Source organism: Photorhabdus heterorhabditis, assembly GCF_018448905.1.
Taxonomy (GTDB): Bacteria; Pseudomonadota; Gammaproteobacteria; order Enterobacterales; family Enterobacteriaceae; genus Photorhabdus; species Photorhabdus heterorhabditis.
Genome location: NZ_RCWA01000010.1, coordinates 135,514 through 142,172, shown reverse-complemented (window position 1 = coordinate 142,172; position 6,659 = coordinate 135,514). Strand labels below are relative to the sequence as shown.

5 protein-coding genes and 1 tRNA gene are annotated in these 6,659 nt (G+C 42.4%); 2 read left to right on the top strand and 4 right to left on the bottom strand.

What is annotated here, in order from left to right:
• Nucleotides 1-161 (bottom strand): transposase (locus EAE89_RS08925; RefSeq protein WP_422615508.1); only part of this gene is annotated, 161 nt, incomplete at its 3' end.
• A 571-nt stretch (nucleotides 162-732) separates the two neighbouring features.
• Between EAE89_RS08925 and dinQ the strand changes: the two genes are divergently transcribed.
• On the top strand, nucleotides 733-804 hold the full coding sequence (gene dinQ, locus EAE89_RS24355; protein ID WP_369293964.1) for a damage-inducible type I toxin DinQ: 72 nt from the start codon (nucleotides 733-735) through the stop codon (nucleotides 802-804).
• Nucleotides 805-1,642: 838 nt separating this feature from the next.
• Here dinQ and EAE89_RS08915 read toward each other — a convergent pair.
• Nucleotides 1,643-1,719 (bottom strand) — tRNA-Ile (locus tag EAE89_RS08915).
• A gap of 242 nt (nucleotides 1,720-1,961) precedes the next feature.
• Between EAE89_RS08915 and EAE89_RS08910 the strand changes: the two genes are divergently transcribed.
• Nucleotides 1,962-2,726, top strand: coding sequence for a GNAT family N-acetyltransferase (locus EAE89_RS08910; protein WP_214085701.1), 765 nt, complete (start codon nucleotides 1,962-1,964; stop codon nucleotides 2,724-2,726).
• A gap of 76 nt (nucleotides 2,727-2,802) precedes the next feature.
• Here EAE89_RS08910 and rpoD read toward each other — a convergent pair whose 3' ends face one another.
• Together rpoD and dnaG are read right to left on the bottom strand one after the other, a co-directional pair.
• Nucleotides 2,803-4,647, bottom strand: a complete 1,845-nt coding sequence (gene rpoD, locus EAE89_RS08905) for an RNA polymerase sigma factor RpoD (RefSeq protein WP_054476051.1) — start codon at nucleotides 4,645-4,647, stop codon at nucleotides 2,803-2,805.
• A 171-nt stretch (nucleotides 4,648-4,818) separates the two neighbouring features.
• Nucleotides 4,819-6,564: a DNA primase gene (gene dnaG, locus EAE89_RS08900; protein ID WP_054476049.1), complete on the bottom strand. Its 1,746-nt coding sequence runs from the start codon at nucleotides 6,562-6,564 to the stop codon at nucleotides 4,819-4,821.
• Between the last annotated feature and the right edge of the window lie 95 nt (nucleotides 6,565-6,659).

Sequence of the window (6,659 nt, the reverse complement as noted above, 5' to 3'; positions counted from 1 at the left end):
CGTATTTCAATTTGCTCCGGCGTGATGGGCATGGCTTTAGAAGATTTGCCTTGCCGCTCCTGCCTCAACTGACGAACCCAGCTCCCCAAGGCTGATTTGCTGACATTCATCGCTTTAGCGGCTTCCAGTTTGAATTCAGGGCTAAAACTTCTTTTCATCATGTCACCTGTTTGATTGTTGAAGTAAAAATATCACCTTTATTACGGTGACTAAAATTACTGTGCCACATCAAAATCGGATGGGCTGAAACAGAAGTATTCTCCTGTGATTGGTTGACTTTCAGTCTGGTAGTGTTGTTTGTTTTATAGTCATGTTATAGGTTGATATTTCCGATTCTAAGCATTAGACTTCTTATGTTAGTTGAAGTGGATCGCGCTAAGGCCGAGGCTACCAACCCGGTTAAGAGCACAAAAACAGAGGTCCTGCTTAAAGATAAAAACAAAAAACCAACCTCACCAGTTGGTTTTTTGTTTTTACTGATCTATTAATCCATTGAATCATATCCAAATAAACTTATAATCAACGGCTGTTAGTTGAGGCGCGTTTCGGCCTGTGTATCTCTTACGCAAGTTTTCGTAAGTCCTGGCTGAGTACAGGTGGTGCTGATTCAGAGCCTTGGTTGGAGCGCGATCCACTTCAACTAACATTGATGAGAACCAGCCGGACAGGCAATGTAAAGGCAATGGCTGGTTAAGTCGTGCTCCTAACGGGAGCAAACGGGTGAAAGCATTTATTGACACTGCTATCATCGTTCTCAAAGCGTTAATCGCGCTTTTAGAGCTGATCCGTGCATTTCTGAAATAGATAACGGAAACGTAGCTAAGGCCATCGGGGTAACCTCCCGGTGGCCTTTAACATTTACCGCCTTTGATCAAGCAAGCCACTCTTGTTTAAGTGGCCCAATATATTGATCTAACGGCTTAAATTTGGTAATCCCGACTGGACTTGAACTGGTGTTCAAGCCAGTGGGTTACTCATTCAAGGCTGCGCCCCCCTGACCATCGGATTTTGCCGATAGCAGTGCTACTTTAACTGATTGTATTATCTGACCCAAGAATCAAATAAATACCTTAGTGACGGTTTGTCTCGCTGCGCTTATGACGAAATAAATGAACTTATGGCGAAAACGGCACTACACCGCACCCGCCTGCACGCTTTGGATCAAAAAATTTTTTCAGTTTTAAAATCCTACAAGGCAAGCTGCCAAATCGTGCCAGCACTGGCGAAGTGAGAGGAGTCACAAACTGAAATGATTGAAAAGATTTTCAGGAAATTTCAGTTTGTAGATCTAGGAAGGATCACGACAGAAAGGTTAACACAATGATAATAAGGAAATATTTCTATTTTACGTAAGAAGTAAGATCACGAAGATAAGCCGAAGGAAATTTCAAAACACAGTACTAGCGCGGTCTTGTGGCTATTAGAAAATTGAAATCAGCTAAGTTAAGTAAATATATTTTTATTGGCAGAAAATTTTTTTCGCGTTTGGTTCGCTCGGTCAAAAAATAATCTTCATTGTGTATGAATAATGGCACAACAGGGATATGAAAATTTTTTCAGGGGACAAAAAGGGAGCACTGACTGAAAGACATAAAAAAACCACTCCTGCTTGAGTGGTCTATCTGTTTTTACAGAGAAAATCTGGTGGCCCCTACTGGACTTGAACCAGTGACCAAGCGATTATGAGTCGCCTGCTCTAACCAACTGAGCTAAGGGGCCGTTGGATGGAAGGGATTATACGTACAGTTTTGCTTGCGGTCTAGATCTATAAATTTATATGACCACTTTGTATACAAAATTAAGTTTTTATTAAGTAGTAAAAGAGGTTAACGATATATATTGGCTTTTTTTACGGCTAATTTAACGTTTTTATAAGTTATCGATTTAATTTTTAATAAGATATTTTGTGTTGTTGGTTATATTATGATCACGATAATCAATGTATTTTTATGGATGATTATATGAATAATAAACATCTTCCTTCTGCTTCTTCTTATCACCAGATAGAAAACTACTTTTTCTCGTCTATTAGTCAATTCTCTCAACACATAAACGAGTATGTGCGGGTATATGTGACGGGGATCGAAGTGGATATTTTTAATTTTTTGTTGGTGACAAAAGGATGTGTTGACATAAGTGATGCTCTACGTTCAGGTATTAAATTCTTAGAACATACTGGGTTACCTTTTGGTATTGTTTTTGTTGAGGATGAAGTTCAGCGTGTTCAGCAAGATATCCAGCAAGCCAATCTTGTTATTGGTGGAAAGACCACCGCTATGCAATTAAATATGTCTGAGTGGCATAGTGAACCCGTCAATCACGATATTCGATGTGTTGATGCTGTTTTGCAGGATTGGTCTATTCCGCTTGAGAGTGCTTTTGCATCTGAGGAATATAATGTCATCAGGCAATATCAGGAACGGCATCAGATGGCAATTGAAGCAGGAAAAGAATTAAAACATTATGCGCTGTACATAGATGGTAATCCTGTCTGTTCTTTGACTTTATCAATATTGGATAATATGGCTCGTCTGGATGATATTGGTACGGTTGTGGAGGTGCAGGGAAAAGGATATGCAACTGCATTGATAAAATATGCTCTAAATGAGGCGAAGATTAATGGTGCGGTAGTTTGTTACCTGGAAGCTTCATCTGTTGGTGCTTCTTTGTATCGACGTCTCGGTTTTACTCCATTGTTTGATTATCAGAGTTTTTATCGCGATTGACATTGGTATTGTGTGTAAAAAAACAAAGCGTCTGCCGGAACAGACGCTTTTCAATCAGCGTGACTAAAATTTCTGATTATTCATCAAGGAAACTACGCAGAACTTCAGAGCGGCTTGGATGACGCAGTTTACGTAGTGCTTTCGCCTCGATCTGACGAATACGTTCACGGGTAACGTCAAACTGTTTACCAACTTCTTCCAGTGTATGGTCAGTATTCATATCGATACCGAAACGCATCCGCAGTACTTTTGCCTCACGAGCGGTCAGGCCAGCCAGAACATCGTGGGTTGCTGAACGCAGGCTTTCTGAAGTCGCAGAATCTAGTGGTAATTCCAGCGTTGTATCTTCAATAAAATCACCCAGATGTGAATCTTCATCATCACCAATCGGAGTTTCCATTGAGATAGGTTCTTTGGCAATTTTCAGTACTTTACGGATCTTGTCTTCCGGCATTAACATGCGTTCTGCCAGTTCTTCCGGTGTCGGTTCACGCCCCATTTCTTGCAACATCTGGCGAGAAATACGATTGAGTTTGTTAATTGTCTCAATCATGTGAACGGGAATACGAATGGTACGAGCTTGGTCGGCAATAGAACGTGTGATTGCCTGACGTATCCACCATGTAGCGTAAGTTGAGAACTTGTAACCACGACGATATTCAAATTTATCAACCGCTTTCATCAGACCGATATTTCCTTCCTGGATTAAATCCAGGAATTGCAGACCTCGGTTGGTATATTTTTTGGCAATTGAGATAACCAGACGTAAGTTAGCTTCAACCATCTCTTTTTTCGCTCGGCGGGCTTTTGCTTCACCGATGGACATTCGCCGGTTGATATCTTTCACCTGTTCAATAGTTAAACCGGTTTCTTCTTCAATCTGACGAAGTCTTTGCAGGCTACGTTGTACTTCTTCCTCAATCTCAAGTAACTTTTCAGACCATGGTTTGTTCATTGCTTTTGCAGCGGTGAACCAGATGTCACTGGTTTCATTACCGGAGAATAAAGTGATGAAGTTCTTCTTCGGCATTTTGCACTGCTCAACACACATTTTCATGATTTGGCGTTCTTGAAGACGAACGCGATCCATCATAGAACGCATGTTGTTAACCAAGTAGTCAAACTGTTTTGGTACCAGACGGAACTGTTTGAAAACTTCTGACAGTTTTAAGATTTCGGCAGCAGTATTTGGATGGCTGCGGCCATTTTTCTTAATTTCCTGGCGGGTGATTTCATACTGTTCGTTCAATTCCTGGAATTTCTGACGAGCTAATTCCGGATCAATGCTGTTGTCATCATCGCTATCGTCGTCGCTGTCTTCATCGTCTTCATCATCATCGTCATCAAGTTCTTCTTGTGGGAGCTCAGAACCAACGTGAGTTGCGGTAGGTGCGAGGTCTTCTTCTGCGTTCGGGTCAACGAAACCAGTAATTAGATCTGACAGGCGAGCTTCACCTGCTTCTACGCGGTCGTACTGTTCCAATAAATAGGTAATTGCTTCAGGATATTCAGCAACAGAGCATTGTACCTGATTGATGCCATCTTCAATGCGTTTAGCAATGTCAATTTCACCTTCCCGGGTCAATAATTCAACGGTACCCATTTCACGCATGTACATACGTACTGGGTCGGTGGTACGGCCGATTTCAGATTCAACACTAGACAGGACTTGTGCAGCAGCTTCCACAGCGTCTTCATCTGTGTCGTTAGTAGTTTCTGCTAGCATCAGATCATCGGCATCAGGTGCTTCTTCCATTACCTGAATGCCCATGTCATTGATCATCTGGATGATATCTTCGATCTGATCGGAATCGACGATATCTTCCGGCAGATGGTCATTGACCTCAGCATAGGTCAGATAGCCTTGCTCCTTACCACGGGTGACAAGTAGCTTTAGCTGTGACTGCGGGTTTTGCTCCATAAGACGGTATCCACACTTCAGAGTATTTGGGTTGGTGTCGGTCGGCGAAACTAATCTGCCAACAATAACATTTAGGGGCATTTTCATTATATTGCCACTGCCCACTTATAGTGGCAAAACGTAGGGTTTTTTCCCTACTTAAATGCGGCATTTAAGCCGTGAATTCAGTGTCTACTTTCTGGCACGGGACTCATTAATCAAGCGGACTTCTTCACGCTCTTCCGGTGTCAGACCTTCAGTTCTTGCTCTAGCGATAAGAATGTCTAAGCGCTCTTCTAACGCAGAATCGACGAGGTGATCCAATGCGTCACGAAATGTATTTTCTGCTATCTCTTCTACTTGTATATCGTTCCATGCAGCTAATTTTTCAAGTTGTTTACTAAATTTAGTATCCCGATATTGCTCTAGCAGTTGTCCAGTTGTCAGCCCTGGCTGAGTAAGGCAAACCTCTACAAGTTCCATAAATAATGGTAAGCCTGCAATCTTGGCCTGCATAATTCCCTGTAGAGGGGGAACTAAAGCGGCTAAGTGTGGGTTTTGCACCAACAGTCCTATAAGTATACGCATAGTTGTCGGTTTTAGCTGTGGCATCTGATAATTATTCCCGTTTTCCAGACGCTGTGGTAATAAACGTTCCAACTGTACTGCATCGGGAATACCTATCATATTACCGAGTTCTTGTCTCATATAGAGACGTAAAGTTTCTCCCGGAATCTGGTTGATCAATGGTACGGAAAGTGAGCTGAGCTTGGTTTTTCCTTCTGGACTACTTAAATCAACTTGTGGCAATAATGATTCGAATAAAAATTCGGACAGTGTATGAGACTGTTCCATTCTTTGTTCAAATGCTTTACGGCCTTCTTTACGGACCAGTGAATCAGGATCTTCACCATCAGGCAAAAACATAAAACGTAACTGCCTACCATCATTTAGATAAGGAAGTGCCGTTTCCAACGCTCGCCATGCAGCATCGCGCCCGGCTCTATCCCCATCGTAACAACAGATAATGTTATCGGTAGCGCGGAAAAGTAACTGAATATGTTCCGATGTTGTCGAAGTACCTAATGAGGCAACCGCATAATCAATACCAAATTGCGCCAGCGCCACCACATCCATGTAACCTTCAACAACTAATAACTGTGAAAGCTCATTGTGGTTTTGTTGTGCTTCGTAAAGGCCGTATAGCTGGCGGCCTTTATGAAAAATATCAGTTTCTGGCGAGTTGAGGTATTTCGGGAGTGCATCTCCCAGAACTCGTCCACCAAATGCAATCACGCGTCCTCTGCGGTCACGGATTGGAAACATCACTCGTTCGCGGAAACGGTCATAAGTGCGGCCATTGTCATTTGCGACTAACATGCCAGCATCATTCAATTGTTGACGTTCTTCCGCGTTATGGACAAACCGTTTCAAGGTGTTATCCCAACCAGCGGGAGCAAAACCAATCGAGAAACGGTGGATAATTTCTTCACTAAGTCCGCGTTGAGCCAGATACTGCCGGGCTTGTTGTGCAGCGGAGGTATTTAATGAATTCTGATAGAAGCTGTTGAGCTTATCCATCAGTTGATAAAGATTTTGTCTTTGGTGGCGTTCTATCTGACTGCTGCCAGAACCTGATTCATAAGGTACTTCCAGACCGTGCATGGCTGCCAATTCTTCGATGGATTCAACAAATTCAAGTCTGTCGTAATTCATCAGAAAGTCGATGGCGTTGCCATGAGCTCCACAACCAAAGCAATGATAAAACTGTTTATCGCCATTAACAGTAAACGAAGGCGTTTTTTCGTTATGAAACGGACAGCACGCGTGGTAATTTTTACCCTGTTTTTTAAGTGGTACACGAACATCGATCAACTCGATGATATCGGTACGAGCTAATAAGTCATTGATAAATACGCGTGGAATTCGTCCAGCCATAAGCCCTTTTTACGCCTGTTGATGAACGACAATAAGCCGCGCTTCCTTTTGGAAAGCACGGCCTTTATCTGCAACTACTATTGTCTGCAAATTTA

What these genes read in the sequence shown, in the direction of transcription:
- rpoD (WP_054476051.1), bottom strand. Translation starts at nt 4,647, where the DNA reads ATGGAGCAAAACCCGCAGTCACAGCTAAAGCTACTTGTCACCCGTGGT.
- dnaG (WP_054476049.1), bottom strand. Translation starts at nt 6,564, where the DNA reads ATGGCTGGACGAATTCCACGCGTATTTATCAATGACTTATTAGCTCGT.
- EAE89_RS08910 (WP_214085701.1), top strand. Translation starts at nt 1,962, where the DNA reads ATGAATAATAAACATCTTCCTTCTGCTTCTTCTTATCACCAGATAGAA.